Source organism: Melittangium boletus DSM 14713 (assembly GCF_002305855.1).
GTDB lineage: Bacteria > Myxococcota > Myxococcia > Myxococcales > Myxococcaceae > Cystobacter > Cystobacter boletus.
Genome location: NZ_CP022163.1, coordinates 3,998,825 through 4,019,892 on the forward strand (window position 1 = coordinate 3,998,825; position 21,068 = coordinate 4,019,892).

Below are 21,068 nucleotides of genomic sequence, written 5' to 3' on the forward strand. Positions count from 1 at the left end.
AAAGAGGGAATGGATGCATGACATCACGTCAGCGATTTCGCTCGAAGTATCGCCTTGACAGCATTGAGATCAAACAGCAGGCTAAACCGGAAAAACCGGTAATACCCACCCCCGACAGGGCCCACAGATGATCATGACAAAGCATGAGGATGGACTCGGCACGCTGTCTCATTCGGTCTCGGCGCTCTTCCTCGCGGCCGTTCTGAGCGGATGCGGAGCAGAGGTCGAGAGAGCGGAGTCCGCGGACGGACTGGCGCTGGCGACGAACCTGGGCGAGGTCCTGCCCGCGCCTTCCGCCGCCGCCGCGAGCTGCACGCCGCTGTGCAATGGGAGCTGCACGCCGGTCCAGCTCGCGCAAGCCTCCGGTCTCGATCAGCCCATCCTTCCTTTTGGCGAGAACGTGTACTTCTCCGGGGCCATCACGTACGAGGCCAGCTATAGCTTCGCCAACCGAGTCTCCAAGCAGGGCGGCTCGAGTGTCCAGCTCGCCCAGAGGCTCCAGCGCCCGCCCCTGTTCTTGTCGAACGGAACCTCCGCCTACGCCCTCGTCAGGTACCCGGGCAGCTCGGGGCTCGGCCACCTGAACCAGATCGGGCCCCTCGGCAACCTCACCCCGGTGCCGGGCATCGACAGCTCCCGTTCCCTCTCCATCCCCACCGTGGACGCGACGAAGCTCTATGTGTTGGATCTCAGTAACGAGAGCGTCTGGTCGACGCCGCTCACGGGAGGCTCCTGGACCCAGGCCACCCGGCCGATCGCGAACGTGGCGGGCAGGAGCGTGCGCGTGGACAGCACCCACGTGTACATCGTGGCCGACGACGTGGCGAAGAACCAGTCCATCGTGTGGAAGGCGCCGAAGCAGAACCTGGCGACGCCCACGAAATTCGTCACCCTCCCGGGCAGCATCGTATCGCTCACGCTGGACGACACGGACCTCTACTTCGCCGACCGCGCGGGAGGCATCTTCAAGGCGTCCAAGAGCAGCGGCGCCGTCACCCGGCTGGCGAGCACTGCTACCGATTTGTCCATTGCCGTCGATGCGGAGCGCTACTACTGGTTCAATGGCTCGGCCCTGACGGCGACGTGCAAGAACGGCGGTGGCTCCCAGGTGCTGGCCACCGTATCGACCCCCCAGACGCGCACGCCCGAAATCCTCTCGGTGGATGCGGAGGGCGTCTACTGGCGCAACTCCGGCCAGGTCTGGAAGGTCGCGAAGTAGGGCCGCGACGGCCACGGTCGAGGAGCCGCGGGGCCCCCTCGACCGAGCCCGCCACCCCACTCAAACCAAATGAAGGACTTCCAACTCCACGGGGCCGAGTGGACGAGCGGCTCCCGCCGATCAGAAGGAGCCTCTGCCGTAGAAGTTCGCCAGTTCGCAGAGGATGGCGCCCACCAGACAGAGCGGACTCGCGGCGTCTCGCTTATAGACGTCTGTCACCTTGCCGCCGTCGTAGACATCCTGGCGTTCCACGCTTGACGAGCGCCTAGGTGTACTTCTGGACAGACGAGTGGAGGCCCGGCCCCGAGCATTTCTCCGGTCTCTGAGTGGTCCAACCGCGTTCGAGCGGCGCTGGGACAGCTGCTACCTCTCCAGCCAGGCGTGGCCAGTCTGGGCGACATCCCGGCCGTCATCCCCATCCTTGTCGGGTGCGTGAAGGAACCTCGACCTACCGGCTGGGATATGTCGCCAACTGCCTCTCGATTGGCGTGGGCGCGAGCCATACGTGCCGGCTCGCGGGCGCCACACCCGAGCGATTGACCGCGCTCATCGAGCAGAACCTCGCCGAGCTGGAGCAGATCCTCCTCTTCAACGAGGCCCATCGAATCGAGCTGTTCCGCATCGGCTCGTCGCTCATTCCCTTCGGCTCGCACCCTGTCAACACACTGCGCTGGTGGCGCACCCATGCCCGCGATTTCGATCGGCTGGCACACATCGCCCGGCGCTCGCGCCAACGGCTCTCCCTGCATCCATCGCCCGCGGCGGCCTCGCTCACGTCCGTGCATCAACGCGTGCGTGACGCCGCGCTCGCCGAGCTGCGCTACGCGGCCCGGGTGCTCGACCTGCTCGGCCAGGGCCCCGAATCGCGGGTGGTGCTCCACCTCGGGGGCGCCGCCCCCAGCCGCCCCGAGGCGCTCGACAACGCCCACCGCCTGCTGGATTCCATGGAGCCGGAGCTGAGGGATCGGCTCGTGCTCGAGCACGACGACAAGGTGTGGACCGCGCGCGAGACGCTCGCGCTGGCCCGCGCCCATGGGCTGCCCATGCTCGCGGACAACCTCCACAACACCATCGAGCCCTCGGAGCCGGTGATGCCGCTGGAGGAGCTGTTGCGTGAGTCCGCGGCCTCGTGGCGCGCGCTCGACCTGCGGCCCAAATTCCACCTGGCGAGCCAGGAGCCCGGAGGCCGTCCAGGCGCGCACTCGGTCCGGATCGATCCCGCGGACTTCCGCGCCGTGGTGGCCGCCCTGGATGGGCCGGCCGACCTCATGCTCGAGGCGAAGGACAAGGACCTCGCGCTCTTCGAGCTGCGCCGCTCGGCGCTCGCGCAACACCCGAACGACCGGCTCAGTCCTTCTTGAGCGGGGCGCTGGCCTTCTCCTCCACGATCTTCCGGATCTCGGCCCGCATCGCGCCCATCTCGCCCGTCTCCGAGCCACCGTGGATCTTGTTCGCGGCCTCGCCGATCTGATGCCCCAGGGCCACGCCGCTCACGGTGCGCACCACCAGGCCCAGTCCGGGGTTGATCATCCCCGCGAGCACGCTGGCCCCCGTCGACAGGGCGGCGCCGGTGAGCACCTTCTGCGTCTCGTGCTTCGTGCGCTCCTGGAACGCATCCTTGACGGAGCCCAGGCCCTGCTCGGACACCGTCGAGGTGGCGAAGGCCCCCTCGGCGCCCGACTTCGTCGCATGGGCCAGGCTCTTGAGGGCGTCGAGCGGCTTGCCCTGCGCGAGCGACTCCAGTGCCTTCTCCCCGGTGTGCTTGACGCCCGCGCCCGCCACCCGCAGGCCCTCCTTCGCGCCCAGCTCGCCGTGGCCCACCACCTGGGCGGCCTTGGTGCTGAACGCCAGCTGCTCCTTCATCCGCTCCATCGACTGGGAGAAGTCCTCGAAGCCCACCTCGCCCTTGGCCACGGCGGAGCCCACCTGGCCCACGGACGTCATCGCCTTCTGCCGGCTCTCGACGAAGCCATCCAGCCCGTCCTTCAGGGCGCTCGCGTTCGCCTCCGGTCGGATCGAGTCGGCCAGGCGGGTGAGCTTGGTGTCACCCCGCTCGAAGGAGCCTCCGGGCCGAGGCCCCACGCCCTGCGAGCCCTGTCCCGGCGTCTGCCCCGAGCGCTCGTTGAGCCGCTGGCTCATCGCGTTGCTCGCCAGACCCACTCCCATGCTGACTCCCACCTGCGCAAGCCGCCTGAACATGGTGCCTCCCCACTGGAGGTGGGGTGTCATCTCCCCACCGCGGGCCTGGCGCGATGCCGGCCCGCATGAAAATTGTCGGGAGGGGTGGGATAAAGTTGCTTACGGACGCAGAGACACGCACTCGAGCCGGTGGAGCAGACCCTCCACGACGAGCCGAGCGTCAAGGGATGGAGCGCCCGCCAATCTCCGGGAAGCGTTCGTAGGCCCGCTTGAGCGCGTCCAGGTGGGCGAGGTTGTCCAAGTCGAGCGGCGCATCGGTGAGTTGCACGACCCACCCGCCCGTCGCGGTACGCCGTGAGCGCGCGAGCAGGTCCGCATCGCGGACAGGGTCCGGAAAGCCGATGGCCTCCGCAGCCGCGGCCGACCAGTAGTTCAGCCACCCCAGGCGATGCGGAATCTCAGGCATGGAATTCAAACTGTGCCTGCCCTTCCGGGGAGAGCCCCGCCGGGCTTTCCCACCCAGAAACCGTTACCCGGTAGCTCTCGTCACCATTGCAAATGAGCCGAAACCCCCTTCCGGTCGGCCTCGCTTGGGTAAGCCATGCCTCACGCCGCGGTAGCCGGAGCAGCTTCCCCGCTCTCGGCCGGGCCAATGGCAGACAGCGCCATCTGTCCAAAGGTGGCTCCAAGGCCCCGGCGGGAGCACCCATTTTCCTTGCCGCGGCGTCAGGAGCTGTTTACGCTCCAACTGCCGTGCCCTGTGCACCTGCCCGATACGTGGCAATGGCGGATCCAAGGCTGGCTTCAGACAGTGACAGATCAATCCAGAGGGGTGTCTTCGTGACAACGGATTTGCAGGTCAAGAAGTTCAGCTACGTGTTCAAGTGGTTCGACCAGAATGGCGATGGATGGATCACCCAGGACGACATCGAGAAAATGGCCAAGCTGTTCACCGCGCTGGCGGATGAGGCTGATCAGAAGAACAAGAGTGCGATGAGTCAGGGTTTCATGAACTGGTGGAACCTCCTGCTGGAGGCCCGTGAGGACAAGGCGAGCGAGAAGATCGGGAAGCAGGAGTTCATCCGCATCATGGATGCTGTCGTGATCGCCCCGAAGAATTTCGAGATTGCCGTGGGCAACATCGTCGAAGGGTTGCTGGGCGCTCTTGACCGCGACGGCAATGGCAGCCTCTCGAAGGAAGAGTACGTGAGGATGTACGACGAGCTTGGAATCCCCCCGACCACCTCCACCGAGGCCTTCAGGCGGCTCGACCGGGACAGCGATGGCGAGATCAGTCGTGCGGAGTTCCATCAAGCCCTCTTCGAATACTACCTGAGTGCGGACCCGAACGCTCCCGGCAACTGGCTGCTGGGTCCCATGGATGTACTCAAGTAAGAGCGAAACTCAATCACGACCGCTTCCCCCCTTATCCGGCGACCCGTCACCGTGGGAGGCCGGATCGCTCGTACGGGTCCCCGGCATGTTGCACGTATGTCGCGGGAGCCTGCGGAATCGGCCGAAACGAGGCGGGACAAGGGGGGATCCGGCGGGATACCTACCTCCAATGGTTCCGGGCGGTTGCGAGTGGTGTCGCTCGCGCACCACGAAGCGCCCGACCACCATGACATCGCAGACGCAATCGCTCCCACTGGCGAAGAGGTAAGAGTCGGCGAAGAGGTAGGAGTCGAGGAGCGCATCCCGCGTGTGCCCGTAGAGCTTGGTGTAGTCCACCTCCGAGGACGACGAGGTCGGCCGGGGCCCTCGCCGCCAGCCCGGGAGCTGACAGCCCCAGCACCCGGGCACTCCGGCCACGGCGGCACGGCAGAGGCCCGCCCTCACCGAGCCCTCCGAACCCACTCGCTGCACGTTGCGGCTCCGTGCCACCAGTCGCTGGCCGTCAGCGCACTCGACTCCTTTGACACCTCTCCGGGGGACGCAGAGACACGCACTCGGGCCGGTGGAGCAAGCCCTCCACCCAGGCGAGGATGTCCCAATTTGAGCGGTTTGAGGGACTTCGCCTCTCCTCTGCGGAGAGGGACGGGGTGAGGAGCCTGCACCGGGCCCCGGCGCGAAAATCCCTGCCCCGTGTGACTGGCTCACCGGGTACCTTCACTCTCAGCCCACCACCCGGTGCTGATGGGATTCGGCCTCACAGGAACACAGGTCCTTCTAGATGAGTATCAGAACGATGATGCGAAAGCTCATGGCGTTGAGCTTATGTCTTCTCCTGGGCTCATGTGGCGCCACCCGGCCGATGCTAGCGGGCCCATCCGGGCCGCAGGACCTGTCCAGGTACGTGCTCGTCATCGAGAATACGGCAGATGGGCAGGCGACCCATGCCTGGAAACCCGCCAAGGACTTCGACCTGACGGAGTACCGGAACCTGGCGAGCGTCCGGGTCGACAAGGGTCGCATCGTCCGGGTCTCACTCGATGCGGCGGAATGCGAACGTCAGTATGACATTTGCATTCCGGAGTGCCAGGCCAGCACGAGAATCCATCAGGTCGACAAATACATATACGATACCAAGCAGTACGGTCCTTGGCGGACTGGGAAATGGAGCTACTGCAGGACCGCTTGCATGAAGCAGCTTGCCAATTGCATGGGAGAGGCGGGCCGTGAGCCTTTGAAGTTCGAGGCCATCGACACCGCGGTCGATTGGCTCGAGCGCCACCAGGATGAGCTTGCGCTCGGAGCCGTTGTCGTCATCGCGGGGGTGGCTTTCTATGTTGCCGCCTGTAGTGGAGGCATCGTGCTGCTCGCTCCCGTCTTGCTCTTCGCTGAGGTACCACAATGAGGATAGGGGAGATTCTCAGCTTCGAGGCTCCCCGGCTCATCGGAAGATACCTGACGGAGCAGACCTCTCCCGAGGAGAGAGAACTGCTCCTGGTGGCGAGAGATGCCTTGTTGTTCATCTCCGAGTTGGGTCAGGACTACCGCTTCGAGGATTATCGCCGGAGCCCCGACGCCCCTCTCTCGCCCTCTGGGGGGGGGGCTTCCATCAAGACGCTCCTGAGTGAAGCGGCAGCGCTCATGGTCCGGATCCGAGGGGAACACCTCTCACCGGAGGAGAAGGAACTGGTGTCGGTCTTCATCGACGCACTCCACTTCATCGCCTCGACCGGCCAGCGCACGGCGTTCGAGGCGTTTCGCCGCGATGCTCTCGCCGCCAGGCCGCCACACGTCGTCGCATCGTTCAGGACGCGCGAGGAGGCGGAGGCCTGGCTCGACCATCAGCCCGAGCCGCCAGCGCAAGGACAGGTGTTGGTCGCGGGTGAATACTATCAGTTCTACTATTTCCGCGAGCTGAACCGCCGGGGGCTCCGACCGCAGTTCACCTTGGAGATGCTCATCCGGCAATTGATGGAGGAGGGGCCTCCTGCCACCGTGGCCTCCTTTGCCTCTCGTGAGGAAGCAGAGGACTGGCTAGCGAAGCAGCTCGCGCCACCGACGCATGCCTTCATCTTGATTGCCGGGGAGTACCACCTCGCGGTCTTCCACGAGAACATCCACCACCGCGCCATCCATCCCATCTCCATCGTCGAGAGGCTCGCGAAGTGGGAGCGGGAACAGGGGACGTGAGACAGACCGACGAGCCCTCGGCGCCCAAGCGAAGCCCCCCACCGCACCAGCACCGCGAGGCGTCGCGGCCCTGGGACATGAGCTCAGGCGGAAGCGGTGGGCGGGAGCAGCTCGACCCGGCCCTGGGCTCCGTTGACGCGCACCCGGTCCCCCGTGCGCAGGCGCATCGTCGCGTTGCCGCAGCCGACCACCGCGGGAATGCCCAGCTCCCGGGCGACGATCGCCGCGTGGGAGAGCGGAGCCCCCACATCGGTGACGATCGCCGCGGCGCGGGGGAACAGGGGCGTCCAGCCCACGTTCGTCACGCTCGTCACCAGCACCTCCCCGACCTGGAGCTCCTCCGCGTCGTCCGGTGAGGTGAGCACCCGGACCCGGCCCTCCACGATGCCCGCCGCGCCTGGAAAGCCGGTGACGTGCTCGCTGTCCGCGGGCGGCTCGCCCCGCGCGTTGAAGACATCCGCGCGCCGCCGGGGGTCCGCCGCCCATTGGAAGGGATCGAAGCGGCCCCGGATGAGCGTCGGGTAGACGGGCAGTGCCGCGTAGCGCGCATGGGTCGCCTGGCGAGCGGAGAGGAAGGGCAGGGGCGCGGTGTCTCCGCGCAGCACGCCCAGCAGCTCGTCGATCTCCAGGAAGAAGACCTCCGGGCCCAGGCCCAGGAGAGCCCCGGCGCGCAGGACGAACACCCTCAGCACCCAGAAGACCCGCACCACCTCCGAGCGCGCCGCCTCGCGCGCCTGGAGCCCCTCGGCCACCTCCTCGAGCTGATGGCGCAGGGCCTTGACCCGGGAGGGGTGGCGCGCCTGGAAGCGCTCCCAGGCGGCCGCGCGCGCCTCCTTCTGCCGCGCCAGCAGCGTGTCCACATCCACGGGCGTCTCGCGCGCCCGGGCCAGCTGCCGATCGAGCCACGCCGGCTCCTCCGCGGGGCGCGGCAGTGACACCTCGAACTCGTGCGGGCCCCGGTGGCCATACCGGCGCGCGTAGGTCTCGCGATCGAGCTCGCCCCGGGCCAGCCGCGCCAGACCCACCAACGTCTCCAGACTCGCCAGCGCGTGCGCTCCTCCCTCCACACCGGAGAGCAGCGCGTTCGCGTCCGCGTCCCCCACCCACTCGCGCAACCGGGCACGCGCCGTGTTGAGCTCCCGGCCCTTGTGGCGGGCTCCCGCCTCCAACATCCGGCAGCACTCCTGGACGTACGGCAGCACCTCGCGCTCCCACAGCGCGATCAGCTCGGGGGCGCGGTCCGTGGCCTTGATCCGGGCCCGGAGCGCTTCGCAGCGCGCCGGGGCCGCCGCGACGAAGGCGGGCAGCCGCGCCAGATGTGCCCGGATGCGCGGCTTGAGCCGGAGCACGCCCGGCAACAGCGCGCGCAACACCCGCCACCGGCCGAGCGGAAGCAGCGGCACCTCCATGCCCTCGGGCAGCGTGCCAAAGGTCTCCTCGCTCATCTTCGCGAGCCGCTGGGCGCTCATGCCGAAGGCCCGCCCGATCGTCGCCGTCAGGCTCAGGTTCATGTAGAAGCGCCCGCCGATGTTGCCGATGGGCGGAAAGTCGGTGATGAACAACGTCGGCAGGGTCTCGGCGATGAAGATGCGCACGAGCGACCAGGTGCAGGGCGTCATCACCCCGGGCACCGCCTCGCCGAGGTTCGTGCTCGTCCACAGGCAGTCGCTCGTGAGGCTGTCGTTGTGCTCGCCCGTCGTGGGATCATGGCCGCGCAGCGTGGTGATGGGCCGGGCCTGCAGGAGCACCACGCGGCCCCGCACGAGCGCCCACTCGAGGTCCTGCGGCACACCGAACTCCCGCTCCAGGCGCTCGGCGAGCTGGCGGAACGCGCGGGCGAAGCGCCGCAGCTCGGGAGGTCCGGAGTAGCCGCCCCCGAGCCGTCCGAGCGTGAACGCCAGTCCGGTCTCCTCGCCCGACACGAGGCGCTCGCCCAGGCCAGGCACGGCGTTGCCGACGATCGTCGAGCGGCTGCCCGTCACCGGATCCGCGGTGAAGAGCACGCCCGAGAAGTCCGGCGACACCATGCGCTGGACGACGACGGCGACCTCGTGCTCGGCGGACAGCCCCCGGGCGCGGCTGTAGTCGGAGACCCGGGCCGCGTGGCGGGAGCGGCGCACGGCCTCGATGGCGTCGCGCACGGCCTGCTCGCCCCGGACGTCGAGCCGCGTCTCGAACTCGCCGGCGAACGAGTCCCGGGCCGAGTCCTCCCCCAGCGCGGAGGAGCGGACCGCGAGGGCGTGCCCGGCGCCCAGCCGCGCCAGCTCCGCCTTCACCCGCTCCCAGGCCGTCTCCCGGAGCGAGTCGCCCTCGAACGCGCTCACCAGGACCACGAAGCCCTCGGGCACGGGCAGGCCCGCCTGGAACAGCCGCGCCAGCGTGCGGCCCTTGCCTCCCGCCAGGGCAGAGTGTTCGGGGGACAGCGCCTCGAAGGAACAAACAGGGGAAGGGCCGCTCATGGCCTCCCAGCATAGGACGGCGCCCCCAGGGAAAACCCCCCACGGCGCCATGCTCCGTGGAGAAGCAACCGACCCGGTGCTTTTCGGGATTTGAGGGCTACGCGATAGGATTCGCCTCCTGGTGCGAACCCCACCCGTGGGAGAAAGGCCGTTTCAGTGGAGCAGCGCTCTATCCAGACCCTGAAGGAGGAGTTCTGGCGGATGGCGGACAATGCCCGGACCCAGACCGAGTATCTGGCGGACAAGAAGCTCCAGTACCTGGAGCATGCTTCGCTGGACGTCCTGAAGCGAATCTTCGTTCAGTACCGCTATTTCACCATTTCCTACATCAGCGATCTCGCGCTCCTGGTCTACCGCCTTCCGTTCGGGAACCTGAGAAGCCTGCTGGCCGACTTCCTCAACGACGAGCTGGGCAACGGCCAGCACGAGCAGGCGCACCAGCGGATCTACGACGACTTCCTGGTGAGCCTCGGGATGTCCCAGGACGAGCTCGAGGCGGATGCCCACCAGACCAACCTGCGGTTGTTGGGGGAGATCAGCGACCTCGTGATGAAGGAGTCACCCTGGTACGCGGTGGGCCTCCGCGGCATGGGCGGCGAGTGCCTGTGTCAGGTCTACCTCGCGGCCATGCATGCCTACTTCATGAAGAACCCAGCCATTCAGGAGATGAAGGACCGGCTGGATCAGCGGTTCTGGGACATCCACACCGGGGAAATCGACATCGAGCACCGCGAGCGGCTGCGCGAGGCGCTCATGGCGGCGGTGGATCGGGATCCGGCGGCGTTGGAGGGGTTGGTCGGCGGCTACAAGAAGAGCAAGGGCGTCTTCGACCGGTTCTGGGACAATATCTTCGAGGCCGCGGACGTTGCCTCCCACGTGCCTGGCAAGAAGGACTGACTTCACATGGCGAACATCAAGGACTTCCATCTCGCATTCCCCGTTTCGGACCTCGCCTCGGCGCGGGCCTTCTACACGGGCGTCATCGGCTGCCCCGAGGGGCGCAGCACCGACCACTACGTGGACTTCGACTTCTACGGGCACCAGATCGTCGCGCATCTAGCGCCCGAGCGGCCGAGGACCAGTGAGTCCGACTTCGACGGAAGCGATGTCACCATCCCCCACTTCGGGCTGAACCTCGACTGGGACGCCTTCCATCACCTCCACGAGCGGCTGAAGGCCGGCGGCGTGCGCTTCGTCAAGGAGCCCCACGTCCGGCTCGAAGGCAAAGTGGGGGAGCACGTCTCCATGTTCGTCCACGACTTCTCGGGCAACGCGCTGGAGTTCAAGGCGTTCCGCAACCAGGATCAGATCTTCTCGAAGCAACTGAGCGAGGAGCCCGCTCACCCCCCGCCACTCGAGACGTAGCGATCGGCGACCGCCAGCGCCTCGTCGATGATGGCGAGGCCTTCCCTCGCGTCTTGATCGCTGATCGTCAGGGGCGGCACGACATGCACACGGTTGGAGAAGATTAAAGGCCACAACCCCCGCTCCTTGCACGCGCCAGCGAGCGCCGCCATCGGCGCGTTGGCGGGACCAGAGGCGTTGTACGGCACGAGCGGCTCGCGCGTTCCTGGGTGACGCACCAGTTCGATCGCCCAGAACACGCCGAGGCCGCGCACTTCGCCCACCGAGGGGTGGCGTTGCTTGAGCTCCTCCAGCGCCGGGCCCAGGACCTCGTCGCCGAGATGCCTGGCGTGTTGGATGATTCGTTCATCCTTGTAGAGGTTGATGCAGGCCACGGCCGTCGCGCACGCGAGCGGATGGCCGGAATAGGTCAGGCCCCCCGGGTAGGGGCGATGGGCGAAGCTCTCGGCGATCCGCTCACTGATGATCACCCCGCCGAGTGGGACGTAGCCGCAGTTGACGCCCTTGGCGAAGGTGATGAGGTCTGGCGTGACGTTCCAACGATTCACCGCGAACCATTCGCCGCAACGCCCAAAACCCGTCATCACCTCGTCGGCGATCATCACGATGCCGTGTCTGTCACACAGCTCGCGGACCCCCTGCAGATAGCCGTCCGGCGGAACGAGAATGCCGCTGCCGCCCACCACGGTTTCCAGCACGATGGCGGCGACGTTGTGCGGGCCTTCCATCGTGAGCACTTCGGCCAGGTGTGACAGCGCGCGATCGCGCTCCTCCTCCAGCGTGGTGGCATGGAACGCGGAGCGATACAGGTAGGGGCCCCAGAACCTGACAACGCCCGGCATGCTGGGCTCGGAGCCCCAGCGGCGAGGGTCCCCCGTCAGCGCGATCGCGCCGGCGGTGGCGCCGTGGTAGCTGCGGTAGGCCGCCAGCACCTTGTGGCGCCCCGTGTGGTGGCGCGCCATGCGGATGGCGTTCTCGATCGCCTCGGCCCCCCCATTGGTGAAGAACACCTTGTTGAGATCGCCTGGAGCCACCTCGGCGATCAACCGGGCCGCTTCGCTGGTGGCCTCGTTGGCATGGTAGGGCGCCACCGTGCACAGCTTGTCGGCTTGCTCCTTGATGGCGTCGATCAGCTTGGGATGCTGATGACCGACATTGACGTTGACGAGCTGGCTGGAGAAGTCCAACCACGTCTTGCCGTTCTCATCCCAGAACCTCGACCCCCGCGCGCCAACGACAACGACAGGCTCCAACGTGGCCTGGGCGGACCAGGAGTGAAACACGTGGGCCCGATCGTCGCGAGCGGCCGCCGACCTGGGCGAGGAGTCACGGCTCGATTCGGGGATTCCTTGTCGAATGCTCACAGCCACCGTCCTTCCCATTCCAGTCCGGGCATCGCGCGCGGACGATTCCATGGTCGCATGGAGTCTTCTCCCGCCGCATCAAACTTCATCCGCTCGATAAGGGATTGCATTCCCCCTCACGTGAACGCGCTCCCTCGCGTGGGCAACGGCCTTGCAATTGCCACTGAGTTGCACTTAATGAGGACATGTCCAACGTCGTGAATACTGGCGCCCTCGAGGCGATCGGGCTCGAACATCGCTATGGCTCGAAGACCGTTCTTCGGGGGCTGAACTTCACCGTGGAGCCCGGTCAGATCTATGCCCTGCTCGGCGGCAACGGCGCGGGCAAGTCGACGACGCTCGGCATCTTCCTGGGACTGGTGCGCCCGACAGCCGGGCGGGCCCGGGTCTGTGGCCACGACGTGGCGGCCGACCCTCGGGCGGCGCGGTCGCGGCTGGCCTATGTCCCCGAGAACGTGGCCCTCTACGAGCACCTCAGCGCGCGGGAGAACATCGACTACTTCCTGACCATCGCGGGAAGCGAGCAGCGCTCTCCGTCGAACATCGACGAGGCGCTGGAGGCGGTCGGACTGGCGCGTGAGGCGTGGGCAAAGCGCGTGGGCGGGTTTTCCAAGGGCATGCGCCAGAAGGTGGCGATCGCGCTCGCCATCGCCCGGCGCGTGCCCGTGCTCCTCCTCGACGAACCAACCTCCGGCCTGGATCCGCGGGCGACCGGCGACTTCAACCGTCTGCTGGACACGGCCCGCGCGCGCGGTGTGGCCACCCTGATGGTGACGCACGACCTGCTGAGCGCCGCCGAGATCGCCGACCGGATCGGCTTCCTGGCGCGGGGCCAGCTTGAGGAGGAGCTGGCCGCCACCGGCGCGGAGCGGTTCGATGTCAGGGCCCTGCATCAGCGCTACGCGCGGGCAGGGGAGGCCGCATGAACTCCCGACGCATGAAGATCTCGAGGGTCGCCGCCGAGGAGTGGCGGGCCCTGGTGAGAAACCGGGTGGCGATGATCGCCAGTCTCACGCTCGCGGCCCTGCTGGTGACCTCCGCCCTCCTGGGGGTGGAGCAGCGGAACGCCACGGAGGCGACCCGGGCCCGCTACCAGGCGACGGCGGACGAGGCGTTCGACGCCCAGCCGGACCGCCATCCGCACCGGATGGTGCACTATGGGCAGTTCGTCTTCCGGCCCCTCTCGGCGCTGGCCTTCTTCGATCCGGGGGTGGACGGCTTCACCGGCAACACGGTGTTCCTGGAAGGCCACAGGCAGAACAGCGCCAACTTCAGCGAGGCGCGGCAATCCTCGCTGCTGCTGCGGTTCGGCCAACTGACGCCAGCCTTCGTGCTGCAGACCCTGGCGCCGCTGCTCATCGTCTTCCTCGCCTTCGGTGCCGTCGCGCGAGAGCGCGAACAGGGAATCCTGCGGCTGCTCCTGGCCCAGGGGCTGCGGCCGTTCGAGCTCGCCGCGGGCAAGCTGTGGGCCTATGCCGGCGTGGTGGCCGCGATCGCCGCGCCGGCGCTCCTGGTGCTGGCGGCCGCGGCGCTCGCTGGCTGGGCGCCGCCGGTCCCGAGCCTGCTGATGGTGTCCGGCTATCTCGTCTACCTGTCCATCTGGGCGGTCGCGGCCCTGCTCGTGTCGCTGTTGGTGCGGCGCTCCCGGGACGCACTGATCGTCCTGGTCGCGGCCTGGATGGGCGGGGTCATCCTCGCGCCCCGGATCCTTCCCGAACTCGCGGTGGCGCGGATCCCCACGCCGACGCGCATCGAGACGGACGTGGCGATCCATCATGAACTCAAGCAGATAGGAGACAGCCACAATCCGGAGGACCCCTACTTCTCCGAGTTCAAGGCGAAGACCCTCGCCCGATACGGCGTCGAGAAGGTCGAGGAGCTGCCGGTCCAGTGGGCGGGGCTGGTCGGCATGGAAGGCGAGCGCCTGACGAGCGGACTGTTCGATCGCTACGCGCGAGAAGCCTTCGCGAGAGAGGCCGAGCAGAACCGGCTCGTGCGCCGATTCGGGGTGCTCAGCCCGCTCATCGCCGTGCGCCAGCTCTCCATGAGTCTGGCCGCCACCGACACCGAGAGCCACCAGGACTTCCTGGAGCAGGTGGAGCGGCACCGCTACGCCTTCGTCCAGGCGCTCAACCTCATGCAGGTGACGAAGATCCCGAACCGGAACGCCGGAGCGGACCCCCGGATCTCCGCCGATCATTGGAAGACGCTACCGAGCTTCACCTACCAGCGGCCGGACGTGCTCCTGCTCGCGGGCGACCGGATCCGGGACAACCTCCTGGTTCTGGTCTGCTGGCTGGCGGCCTTGCTCGTCGGTTGCGGCCTCGCGGCCCGGCGTCTGGGGGAGGCCACGCGATGAACGTCTGGAAAGCGGAACTCCGATTGTTGTTCCGGGCGCCGTTGAGCGCGGGTGCGCTCCTGCTGCTCCTTCTCCTGACGTCCCTGTCCGTGGCGGCCGGCCTCGCGGCGACCGCTCGGCAGGAGGCCATCATCGAGCGGGTGGAAGCCGCTCAGCGGATGGACCTGGCCTCGGTGACCCGGGAGCATGGCAAGCCCGACGGAGACGCGGGCTCCGCCGCCTACTACACGTTCCACCTCACCACGGACCCTCCGTCGCCCCTGGCCTTCGCGGCGCTCGGCCAGAGGGATGTGCAGCCCTATGTCCTGCGGGTGCGGCTGCTGGGCCTGCAATCGCAACTCTACGAGTCCGAGACCTTGAGCCCGGAGCTCGCGCTTCCAGGCGCCTTCGACTTCGCCTTCGTGCTGACCTACCTGGCTCCGCTGGTCATCATCGCCCTGATGCATGATCTGGTGTCGGGCGAACGCGAGGCGGGCCGGCTCCGGCTCCTGGTCTCCCTACCGGCCTCCGGTCGTGGGGTGTGGGGACGTCGCGGCGTCCTGCGCTATCTGCTCGTCCTGGGCGCCCTGCTCGTGCCGCTCGGGGTGGGCGCCGCGATCTCCAGGGCCCCGGTGACGGGGACCTTCGCCATCGCCCTGGCGGCGGCGCTCTATGGGGCATTCTGGTGGGGGCTGGCGCTTCTTGTCGCCGCTTGGGGCCGGAGCTCGGCGGCCAATGGCGCCGCGCTGATGGCATGTTGGATCGTGCTGACCCTGCTGGCGCCCGCGCTGGCCAACGCCGTCATCTCCCGCTCCATCCCCGTGGCCCAGGGAGTCGACCTGACCCTGGCCCAGCGTGAGCAGGTGCACCGCGCCTGGGACATTCCCAAGGAGGAGACCTTCCGTGCCTTCTTCGTCAAACATCCGGAGTGGCGCGACACGCCGCCGGTGCTCGGTCGCTTCCATTGGAAGTGGTACTACGCCATGCACGAGGTGGGCGATGAGGGAGTCTCCACCGAGGTCGCGGACTACCGACGGCGCCTGACGGCCCGCGATGTGTGGACCGCCCGGCTCGGCTGGGTCCTACCGGCGGCCGCCGTCCAGACGCTCCTCCACCGCGCCGCGGACAGCGACCTGCTGGCGCATCTGGCCTATCAGGGCAGCATCGAGGAGTTCCACACACGGCTTCGCGACTTCTACTACCCGTACCTGTTCCAGGAGCGGCCATTCCAGAAGGCCGACTTCGAGCAGCTGCCCCTCTACCAGCCCAGGCCGTCGAGCGCCTCTATACCGGGCTCGCCAATGCTCGGGCTGCTGGTGCTGGCGGCGCTCGTCTCCGGCGCCGCCGTCAGGGGAGTACGGACCCTGTCATCGTCCGCGGCCCGGGAATGAGCATCGGGTGGGGCACCAGCCAGCACGAAGGAGGGCGCCCAGCACCCTCCGGTTCGGGTCCCGGGAAAAGGACCCGGCACTCCCGGTTCAAAACCATCAGTTGGAGCGGAACTCGGCCGCGAATCCCAGAAGTCGGCGAATCGCCTGCTCCGAGTCACCTCCACAAACCTGGAGAAAGGGCTGAGGCCATTCCGCGCCAGGAGGGAGGGCCTTGGCCTCGTGGAGCCACCGCTCGAAACGGGCGTATTCCTCGTCCCGTGTTCCCGCGAGGGCGAGGCACAAGCGATATCCATCGATGAAGCCCGCCATGCGCCGCACATCCACGGTGCCGATGAACAAACCAAGCCGTCCCGGGACATCTCCAATCTCCCGGCGAATCTCCAAGAGGAGGTCCAACGTGGGCTTGGGCCGATGGGCAGGCACCCAGGAGGGAGTCATGGTGGCGGGATGCTGACCCTGGGAATACCAGGGGATCGCGGCCAGGGCCTCGGGAGACAGCTCACGAAACTCCGCGACGTAATCCAGATATTTGAGCAAGGCCCGGGTCTGGTCACCCTGGAATTCTCGCAGGTAGGCAGGTCCCCAACCTTGACCGGGCCAGGCTTTCCTGACGTCCCGGAACCACTCACCGAACAGGACATCCGTCCCTTCCCTCACACCTCCATGACGAAGGCATTCCCCATAACCCAGCACGAAGCACGTCACCCATTCCACATCGGGCATCCCAATATGGAGATAGGGGCCCGAGGCGCGGCTCAGAATGTCCTGACGGATGCGCAGCAGGACATCCCAGAGGGGTACCATCGGCTTCACAGGAGCAGCCATTGCGCTTGTCTGGTTCATCGCGCCCCCGTCACGGATTCAACCACGGTCTGGGTGATGTCCGACCGTGCGCCCAACCGGCTCATGTACTCCGCCCAGGGCAGTCCCGTCGCACCCGTGTATGCGTCATAAGCACGTCCATTCATCCGGACCACGACGTGGTAGCCCGTCTCGGTCATCATGGATTCCCGACCGTTCGGCATCTTGAAAAGCATATAGGGGAAATCCCTGGCGGACACGGTCCGTAACTCCACGAACTCCGGCCTGCCCCCCAGGCGGGTAAAGGCCACATGAATCGTCTGTGCGACCCCTTGGCAGGCTCCCGCCACCTGCTTGCTCGCATCGAAGGCCGTGCGGATCGCCAGAAGCCAGGCAGGAGCATCCTTCCCGGTGGTCAGTGCCCAATATTCGATGGCTTCCGTCACTTGCCCTCGAGCGAGCAGCGCGACCGTATGGTTGCTCAGGGAGTCCGCGGCGAGCACCTGCGCGGTCACCACTTGAGGAACCGGAACCGCGCCTCGCGAAGTTCCCGCGAAGCCCACTAGCACGGCTACTGCCAAGCAGAGACGTAGGAAATTCATGAAAATCAATATTACGGCAAGTGAAGTCCTGGAATCAAGGACCCGAGACACCTGTACAGAAATGCCCGTCCCGCCAGGGAGTCATCCCACCGTCTCGGAAAGACACCCGCGAGGCGAGTGCTCCAACCGTCCGGTTTGGCTAGGGTCCGTCCATGACCGACACCCTTGAGCAGACGCCCTTCGCCACCGCCACCACCTGGAAAGCGCTCGGAGAGGGGCGTTACGCGGGAAATATCCACCCCCGGTGGTTCCAGGGACGGGGCTCCTATGGCGGACTGCTCGGTGGGGTCCTGCTGCGCTCGATGATGCGCGAACTCAACGAGCCCGCCCGCTCCCCCCGCTCCTTCACCGTGCACTTTTGCGGACCCGTGAGCGAGGCCGATGCCCTCATCACCGTGCGCCTGGAGCGTGGTGGACGTCAGGTGTCCCATCTGTCCGCGCGCCTGGAGCAGGACGGGAAGGTGGCGTGCCTCGCGACGGCCACGTTCGCCCTGCCTCGCGACACGTCACTCGTCTTCACGGACGCGCGTTCGCCCGAGGCCCCGCCTCCCGGCGACATCCCTTCCATCCCCAACGAGTTCCTGCCCGCGTTCGGTGCCCATTTCGACTACCGCTGGTTCCAGGGATTGCCCTTCTCCGGCTCCACCGAGTCCCGCATGGCTGGGTGGATCCGCCCGCGCCAGCCCGAGCCCATCGACGCGCCCCTCATGGTGGGGCTCCTGGATGCCTTTCCCTCCGCGGCGTTCGCCCGCGTGGATGGCTTCTGCAATGGCGCCACCATGGACTACACGGCGCACTTCTACGCGCCGCTGCCGCTCGTGGCCGCTCCGGACGCCTTCTTCCTGCGCACGAGCCACGCCCGCCACGCGGCGGACGGCTACGCGGATGACCTCGCGGAAGTGTGGGACGAGCGGGGCCAACTGCTCGCTCAGCTCCGGCAGATGGCCGCTATTTTCCCTCCTTCCCGGTGAATCCCTTTCTCCTGTCGCGTCGCGGCGTTGAATGGTTGTCATTGACGCGCAGCGTAAAGGCTTTCTTTACCCAAGGAGAAGTTCGCCTTTGGTCATCGCCGGTGCTAACAAGGCGGCGCTCGCCGGTTGGACCATGCCTCCAGAGGGGGGGGAAACCAACCGGGGCCCGTGGCCGCGCCACGGCTACCCCAAGGAGTCAATCCCATGCGGAAATTCTTCCTGATCAGCAGCGCCGCCGTATCCCTGTTCGCCGTTGGCTGTGCCACGCCGGAGAAGGTGTGCGAGGCCGGTGTGGATCAGATTTGCGAGCGCCAGTTCGAGTGTCAGTCCGCCGCGGTGAAGGCCGATGCGAACTTCCAGGCCGCCTACGGCACCAGTGAGAAGGACTGCAAGACCAAGCTCTACGCCGTGTCGAAGTGCTCCGAGCGCAAGGAGGACAACGACAACTGCACGGGCGCCCTAGCGGGCAAGACGTTCAATCTGGACGCCGCTTCGGACTGCTCGGACGCGCGCGGCAAGCTGTCCTGCGCGGACTACCTGGCCGCCTTCTCCACGGACCCCTCCAAGCAGCCCGAAGTCTGCGCCAACGTCTGCAAGTAGCACCACGCCACGGCGCGTCCTTACCCCCGCCGGTGCCCTTCACGGGGCACCGGCTTTTTTCGTTCCCGAGTTCCAACGGTTCCGGCTCCCCGGGAGGAGAGCGAGCGGGTTCGCGGCAGGTGACTTCCGCTCCCCCGAGGGCTCGGTTAGCTTGCGCCGCCCCCGCCCCCACCGCGGCTTCTCGCGGGACACGGGCGAGCACTCCGAGGTTCTGCACAGATGGCAAGGATTTCCCAGGATCAGGCTCAAGAGCGGCACACCTTCCTGCTCGAGCTCTTCCGCACGCAGCCGGACATCAGCCGCAACGAGGCGATGGACACCTACAAGGACAAGTTCGGCGCCTCGCTCAACGCGAAGACGTTCAACGAGCTGCGCGAGCAGGCGCTGCGCGACGTGGAGACCGCCACGGACAAGGCCGAGGAGACCCGGGCCGAGCCCGAGCTCGACTCCGAGCCCGAGGCTCCGGTGGAGGACATGGCGGGCCGGTTGAAGATGGTGGCCTCCAGCGAGCCGCTGGCGAGCGCGCAGGGCGCCGCCAAGAAGCCCAAGCTCAAGAGCTCGGGCGCGAAGAACGTGTTCGTGGACGCCACCCAGGAGCAGCTGCAGTTCCTCGAGCGCGTCGTCCACCAGCTCCAGGAGGCGGGCGCGAACAACGTGAAGATCGACTACGGCACGGACCGCTGGATGGTGCTCACGGTCGACGCGAAGTAGTCGCCTCCGGGGCCGCGGCGGGGAGCAAGGCCTCCCCGGTCCGCGGCCGGCCCTGGCTCAGAACTCGCCCCCGTCCAGGTGCGGCGAGGCCGCGGGCGCCGCCACGAGCTCGGGCGCACGGGGGGCCTCGGTGGCCGCGAAGGCCTCGGGGCGCAGGAGACGCTGGGTGAGCACGAGCGCGAGGAAGAAGAGCGCGCACCCGGCGGTGATGAGGCGCACCCCCACCCGGTCCGCGAGCGCGCCCTGCATCCACACCCCGGCCGCGTACCCCACGGCGATCATCATGCTGTAGATGCCACTCATGCGGCCCTGCAACTCGGCCGGTACGCGCAGCTGGCACGCGGTGTTGAGGCTGGTGAGCGTGCCCATGTAGAGCGCACCCAGACCCACGAGCGCGAGCGCGGCGGTGTGCAGGGTCGGCGCCATCCAGTACACGGCCGCCATGGGGCCGATGAAGACCAGGCACGCCTCGAGCAGCCTCCGGCGCCCGAGCCGCGCCACCAACGGGCCGACCAGCACCGCCGCCATCACCGCGCCCATGCCCTGGGAGCCCACCAGCAGGGACGTGGCGGCCGCGCCCTCGTGGAAGACGCGGATGGCGAACACCGGCACCAGGCCGATGAAGGGCGACACGAGCGCCGACACGGCCAGCGTGGCCAGGAGGGTCATCCCCAGGGTGGGATCCTCGCGTGCCACCCGGGCCCCGCGCACGAGCCCGGTCCACAGGGGCTCGCGCCGCTCACGGGCCGAGGGGGGCTGGGGCCGCACCCGCCAGAGCGCCCACAGCACCGCCACGAAGGACAGGGAATTGACGGCCAGCGTCCAGGTGATGCCATGGGTGGCGAGCACCGCCGCCCCAAGCGCTGGACCGATGATGCGCCCCAGGTTGAACTGCGCCGAGTTGAGGCTGAAGGCGCTGTGCAGATCCTCGGGCGGCACCGAGCGCGAGATGAGCGCGGCGAAGGCCGGGTTGACGAGACTGCTCGCGCACCCGTTGAGGAACGACAGCACCGCCACCGCGGGCACCGTGAGCCGGCCGGTGAAGGCCATCAGCGTGAGGAGGGCGGCGAGCACCGCCTGCGCGAGCATGCCCATGGCCACGAAGGTGCGCCGGTCGAAGCGATCCGCGAGCGCGCCACTCACGGGCGACAGCAGGACTCCGGGCAGGAACGTGAGCGCGGCGATGCCACCGGTGGCCTCGGCGCGGCCCGTCACCGTGGTGACGAAGACACCCAGGGCGAGTGTCTCCATCCAGGTGCCAATGTTGGAAACCAGCGCTCCAGACCAGACATGGACGAAATCCCGATGCCCGAAGGCCCGGAGCGAAGAGAAGCGAGACAATTGAAGGGCGGGCACGCTTCCCCCTTGTAACCCGAACGTCCCACGCGCGCTCGGTGGGCACGTGCATACATTGTCAGAAATGTCTCCTCGCCCACCAGGCCGACAGGCATTTCGGGGGTTTCCAGCGAGGATGCATTCTTATGGGTACAAACAGGACCTGGACCCGTATGGGTTCAAACGGGTCC

At 67.4% G+C, this 21,068-nt stretch carries 22 protein-coding genes; 13 read left to right on the forward strand and 9 right to left on the reverse strand.

Annotation, left to right across the window (positions count from 1 at the left end):
- The first annotated feature begins 133 nt into the window (after positions 1 to 133).
- Entirely contained in the window at positions 134 to 1,219 is a 1,086-nt protein-coding gene (locus MEBOL_RS16950) for a TolB-like translocation protein (RefSeq protein ID WP_157775070.1), read from the forward strand.
- A 120-nt stretch (positions 1,220 to 1,339) separates the two neighbouring features.
- Here the strand turns inward: MEBOL_RS16950 and MEBOL_RS43670 are convergent, their stop codons facing one another.
- Positions 1,340 to 1,471 carry a hypothetical protein gene (locus tag MEBOL_RS43670; RefSeq protein ID WP_281256662.1) on the reverse strand — a complete coding sequence of 44 codons (132 nt, stop codon included), beginning with the start codon at positions 1,469 to 1,471 and terminating at the stop codon, positions 1,340 to 1,342.
- Positions 1,472 to 1,647: 176 nt separating this feature from the next.
- Between MEBOL_RS43670 and uvsE the strand changes: the two genes are divergently transcribed.
- Positions 1,648 to 2,580: a UV DNA damage repair endonuclease UvsE gene (gene uvsE, locus MEBOL_RS16955; protein ID WP_095978414.1), complete on the forward strand. Its 933-nt coding sequence runs from the start codon at positions 1,648 to 1,650 to the stop codon at positions 2,578 to 2,580.
- Here the strand turns inward: uvsE and MEBOL_RS16960 are convergent.
- The 3 genes from MEBOL_RS16960 to MEBOL_RS44095 all read right to left on the reverse strand — a co-directional run bounded on the left by MEBOL_RS16960 (position 2,567) and on the right by MEBOL_RS44095 (position 4,068).
- Positions 2,567 to 3,418 carry a hypothetical protein gene (locus tag MEBOL_RS16960; RefSeq protein ID WP_095978415.1) on the reverse strand — a complete coding sequence of 284 codons (852 nt, stop codon included), beginning with the start codon at positions 3,416 to 3,418 and terminating at the stop codon, positions 2,567 to 2,569. The genes uvsE and MEBOL_RS16960 overlap by 14 nt on opposite strands.
- A gap of 160 nt (positions 3,419 to 3,578) precedes the next feature.
- Positions 3,579 to 3,824: a DUF5953 family protein gene (locus MEBOL_RS44090; protein ID WP_095978416.1), complete on the reverse strand. Its 246-nt coding sequence runs from the start codon at positions 3,822 to 3,824 to the stop codon at positions 3,579 to 3,581.
- Positions 3,817 to 4,068, reverse strand: coding sequence for a DUF5953 family protein (locus MEBOL_RS44095; RefSeq protein WP_425437627.1), 252 nt, complete (start codon positions 4,066 to 4,068; stop codon positions 3,817 to 3,819). Before MEBOL_RS44095 ends, MEBOL_RS44090 begins: the two co-directional genes overlap by 8 nt.
- 130 nt (positions 4,069 to 4,198) lie before the next feature.
- Between MEBOL_RS44095 and MEBOL_RS16970 the strand changes: the two genes are divergently transcribed.
- The 3 genes from MEBOL_RS16970 to MEBOL_RS16980 all read left to right on the forward strand — a co-directional run bounded on the left by MEBOL_RS16970 (position 4,199) and on the right by MEBOL_RS16980 (position 6,940).
- Positions 4,199 to 4,753 carry an EF-hand domain-containing protein gene (locus tag MEBOL_RS16970; RefSeq protein WP_245919834.1) on the forward strand — a complete coding sequence of 185 codons (555 nt, stop codon included), beginning with the start codon at positions 4,199 to 4,201 and terminating at the stop codon, positions 4,751 to 4,753.
- Positions 4,754 to 5,654: 901 nt separating this feature from the next.
- Entirely contained in the window at positions 5,655 to 6,155 is a 501-nt protein-coding gene (locus tag MEBOL_RS42920) for a hypothetical protein (protein ID WP_245919835.1), read from the forward strand.
- Positions 6,152 to 6,940: a hypothetical protein gene (locus MEBOL_RS16980; protein WP_095978418.1), complete on the forward strand. Its 789-nt coding sequence runs from the start codon at positions 6,152 to 6,154 to the stop codon at positions 6,938 to 6,940. The genes MEBOL_RS42920 and MEBOL_RS16980 overlap by 4 nt, the downstream gene beginning before the upstream one ends.
- An 83-nt stretch (positions 6,941 to 7,023) precedes the next feature.
- Here the strand turns inward: MEBOL_RS16980 and MEBOL_RS16985 are convergent, their stop codons facing one another.
- Complete coding sequence (locus MEBOL_RS16985; protein WP_095978419.1) at positions 7,024 to 9,399, reverse strand: PEP/pyruvate-binding domain-containing protein; 2,376 nt, start codon at positions 9,397 to 9,399, stop codon at positions 7,024 to 7,026.
- 156 nt (positions 9,400 to 9,555) lie between these two features.
- On the opposite strand from MEBOL_RS16985, the gene MEBOL_RS16990 reads away from it, so the two are divergent.
- Together MEBOL_RS16990 and MEBOL_RS16995 are read left to right on the forward strand one after the other, a co-directional pair.
- Entirely contained in the window at positions 9,556 to 10,296 is a 741-nt protein-coding gene (locus tag MEBOL_RS16990; RefSeq protein ID WP_095978420.1) for an iron-containing redox enzyme family protein, read from the forward strand.
- 6 nt (positions 10,297 to 10,302) lie between these two features.
- Positions 10,303 to 10,764 (forward strand): VOC family protein, encoded by a 462-nt coding sequence (locus tag MEBOL_RS16995; RefSeq protein ID WP_095978421.1) that lies wholly within the window; start codon positions 10,303 to 10,305, stop codon positions 10,762 to 10,764.
- Here MEBOL_RS16995 and MEBOL_RS17000 read toward each other — a convergent pair.
- The gene (locus MEBOL_RS17000; protein ID WP_170115527.1) at positions 10,740 to 12,179 is read right to left on the reverse strand and encodes an aminotransferase class III-fold pyridoxal phosphate-dependent enzyme; all 1,440 of its coding nucleotides are present in this window, start codon (positions 12,177 to 12,179) and stop codon (positions 10,740 to 10,742) included. The two genes, MEBOL_RS16995 and MEBOL_RS17000, sit on opposite strands and share 25 nt — an antisense overlap.
- Positions 12,180 to 12,313: 134 nt before the next feature.
- On the opposite strand from MEBOL_RS17000, the gene MEBOL_RS17005 reads away from it, so the two are divergent.
- The 3 genes from MEBOL_RS17005 to MEBOL_RS17015 are packed head-to-tail and all read left to right on the forward strand — an operon-like array spanning position 12,314 to position 15,857.
- Positions 12,314 to 13,054: an ABC transporter ATP-binding protein gene (locus MEBOL_RS17005; RefSeq protein ID WP_095978423.1), complete on the forward strand. Its 741-nt coding sequence runs from the start codon at positions 12,314 to 12,316 to the stop codon at positions 13,052 to 13,054.
- Positions 13,051 to 14,487, forward strand: coding sequence for an ABC transporter permease (locus MEBOL_RS17010; protein WP_218920917.1), 1,437 nt, complete (start codon positions 13,051 to 13,053; stop codon positions 14,485 to 14,487). Before MEBOL_RS17005 ends, MEBOL_RS17010 begins: the two co-directional genes overlap by 4 nt.
- Complete coding sequence (locus MEBOL_RS17015) at positions 14,484 to 15,857, forward strand: ABC transporter permease (RefSeq protein WP_095978425.1); 1,374 nt, start codon at positions 14,484 to 14,486, stop codon at positions 15,855 to 15,857. Before MEBOL_RS17010 ends, MEBOL_RS17015 begins: the two co-directional genes overlap by 4 nt.
- Before the next feature lie 96 nt (positions 15,858 to 15,953).
- Here MEBOL_RS17015 and MEBOL_RS42925 read toward each other — a convergent pair whose 3' ends face one another.
- Both MEBOL_RS42925 and MEBOL_RS17025 read right to left on the reverse strand, forming a co-directional pair.
- Positions 15,954 to 16,394 (reverse strand): hypothetical protein, encoded by a 441-nt coding sequence (locus MEBOL_RS42925; RefSeq protein ID WP_245919837.1) that lies wholly within the window; start codon positions 16,392 to 16,394, stop codon positions 15,954 to 15,956.
- A 302-nt stretch (positions 16,395 to 16,696) separates the two neighbouring features.
- A complete protein-coding gene (locus MEBOL_RS17025) occupies positions 16,697 to 17,173 on the reverse strand; it encodes a hypothetical protein (protein WP_157775072.1) in 477 nt (158 codons plus the stop codon).
- A 239-nt stretch (positions 17,174 to 17,412) separates the two neighbouring features.
- Here MEBOL_RS17025 and MEBOL_RS17030 point away from each other — a divergent pair, with 239 nt between their 5' ends.
- The 3 genes from MEBOL_RS17030 to MEBOL_RS17040 all read left to right on the forward strand — a co-directional run bounded on the left by MEBOL_RS17030 (position 17,413) and on the right by MEBOL_RS17040 (position 19,542).
- Positions 17,413 to 18,231 (forward strand): acyl-CoA thioesterase, encoded by an 819-nt coding sequence (locus MEBOL_RS17030; RefSeq protein WP_095978428.1) that lies wholly within the window; start codon positions 17,413 to 17,415, stop codon positions 18,229 to 18,231.
- Between the two features lie 204 nt (positions 18,232 to 18,435).
- On the forward strand, positions 18,436 to 18,831 hold the full coding sequence (locus tag MEBOL_RS17035) for a hypothetical protein (RefSeq protein WP_095978429.1): 396 nt from the start codon (positions 18,436 to 18,438) through the stop codon (positions 18,829 to 18,831).
- A 219-nt stretch (positions 18,832 to 19,050) separates the two neighbouring features.
- The gene (locus MEBOL_RS17040) at positions 19,051 to 19,542 is read left to right on the forward strand and encodes a hypothetical protein (RefSeq protein ID WP_095978430.1); all 492 of its coding nucleotides are present in this window, start codon (positions 19,051 to 19,053) and stop codon (positions 19,540 to 19,542) included.
- Between the two features lie 57 nt (positions 19,543 to 19,599).
- Here MEBOL_RS17040 and MEBOL_RS17045 read toward each other — a convergent pair whose 3' ends face one another.
- Entirely contained in the window at positions 19,600 to 20,898 is a 1,299-nt protein-coding gene (locus tag MEBOL_RS17045) for an MFS transporter (RefSeq protein ID WP_095978431.1), read from the reverse strand.
- Positions 20,899 to 21,068 lie beyond the last annotated feature (170 nt).

Excerpts from the sequence above, each read along its gene's own strand:
- MEBOL_RS16950 (WP_157775070.1), top strand. The coding sequence starts at position 134 with ATGACAAAGCATGAGGATGGACTCGGCACGCTGTCTCATTCGGTCTCG.
- MEBOL_RS16960 (WP_095978415.1), bottom strand. The coding sequence starts at position 3,418 with ATGTTCAGGCGGCTTGCGCAGGTGGGAGTCAGCATGGGAGTGGGTCTG.
- MEBOL_RS44090 (WP_095978416.1), bottom strand. The coding sequence starts at position 3,824 with ATGCCTGAGATTCCGCATCGCCTGGGGTGGCTGAACTACTGGTCGGCC.
- MEBOL_RS44095 (WP_425437627.1), bottom strand. The coding sequence starts at position 4,068 with ATGGGTGCTCCCGCCGGGGCCTTGGAGCCACCTTTGGACAGATGGCGC.
- MEBOL_RS16980 (WP_095978418.1), top strand. The coding sequence starts at position 6,152 with ATGAGGATAGGGGAGATTCTCAGCTTCGAGGCTCCCCGGCTCATCGGA.
- MEBOL_RS16985 (WP_095978419.1), bottom strand. The coding sequence starts at position 9,399 with ATGAGCGGCCCTTCCCCTGTTTGTTCCTTCGAGGCGCTGTCCCCCGAA.
- MEBOL_RS16995 (WP_095978421.1), top strand. The coding sequence starts at position 10,303 with ATGGCGAACATCAAGGACTTCCATCTCGCATTCCCCGTTTCGGACCTC.
- MEBOL_RS17000 (WP_170115527.1), bottom strand. The coding sequence starts at position 12,179 with ATGGAATCGTCCGCGCGCGATGCCCGGACTGGAATGGGAAGGACGGTG.
- MEBOL_RS17005 (WP_095978423.1), top strand. The coding sequence starts at position 12,314 with ATGTCCAACGTCGTGAATACTGGCGCCCTCGAGGCGATCGGGCTCGAA.
- MEBOL_RS17010 (WP_218920917.1), top strand. The coding sequence starts at position 13,051 with ATGAACTCCCGACGCATGAAGATCTCGAGGGTCGCCGCCGAGGAGTGG.
- MEBOL_RS17015 (WP_095978425.1), top strand. The coding sequence starts at position 14,484 with ATGAACGTCTGGAAAGCGGAACTCCGATTGTTGTTCCGGGCGCCGTTG.
- MEBOL_RS17030 (WP_095978428.1), top strand. The coding sequence starts at position 17,413 with ATGACCGACACCCTTGAGCAGACGCCCTTCGCCACCGCCACCACCTGG.
- MEBOL_RS17035 (WP_095978429.1), top strand. The coding sequence starts at position 18,436 with ATGCGGAAATTCTTCCTGATCAGCAGCGCCGCCGTATCCCTGTTCGCC.
- MEBOL_RS17040 (WP_095978430.1), top strand. The coding sequence starts at position 19,051 with ATGGCAAGGATTTCCCAGGATCAGGCTCAAGAGCGGCACACCTTCCTG.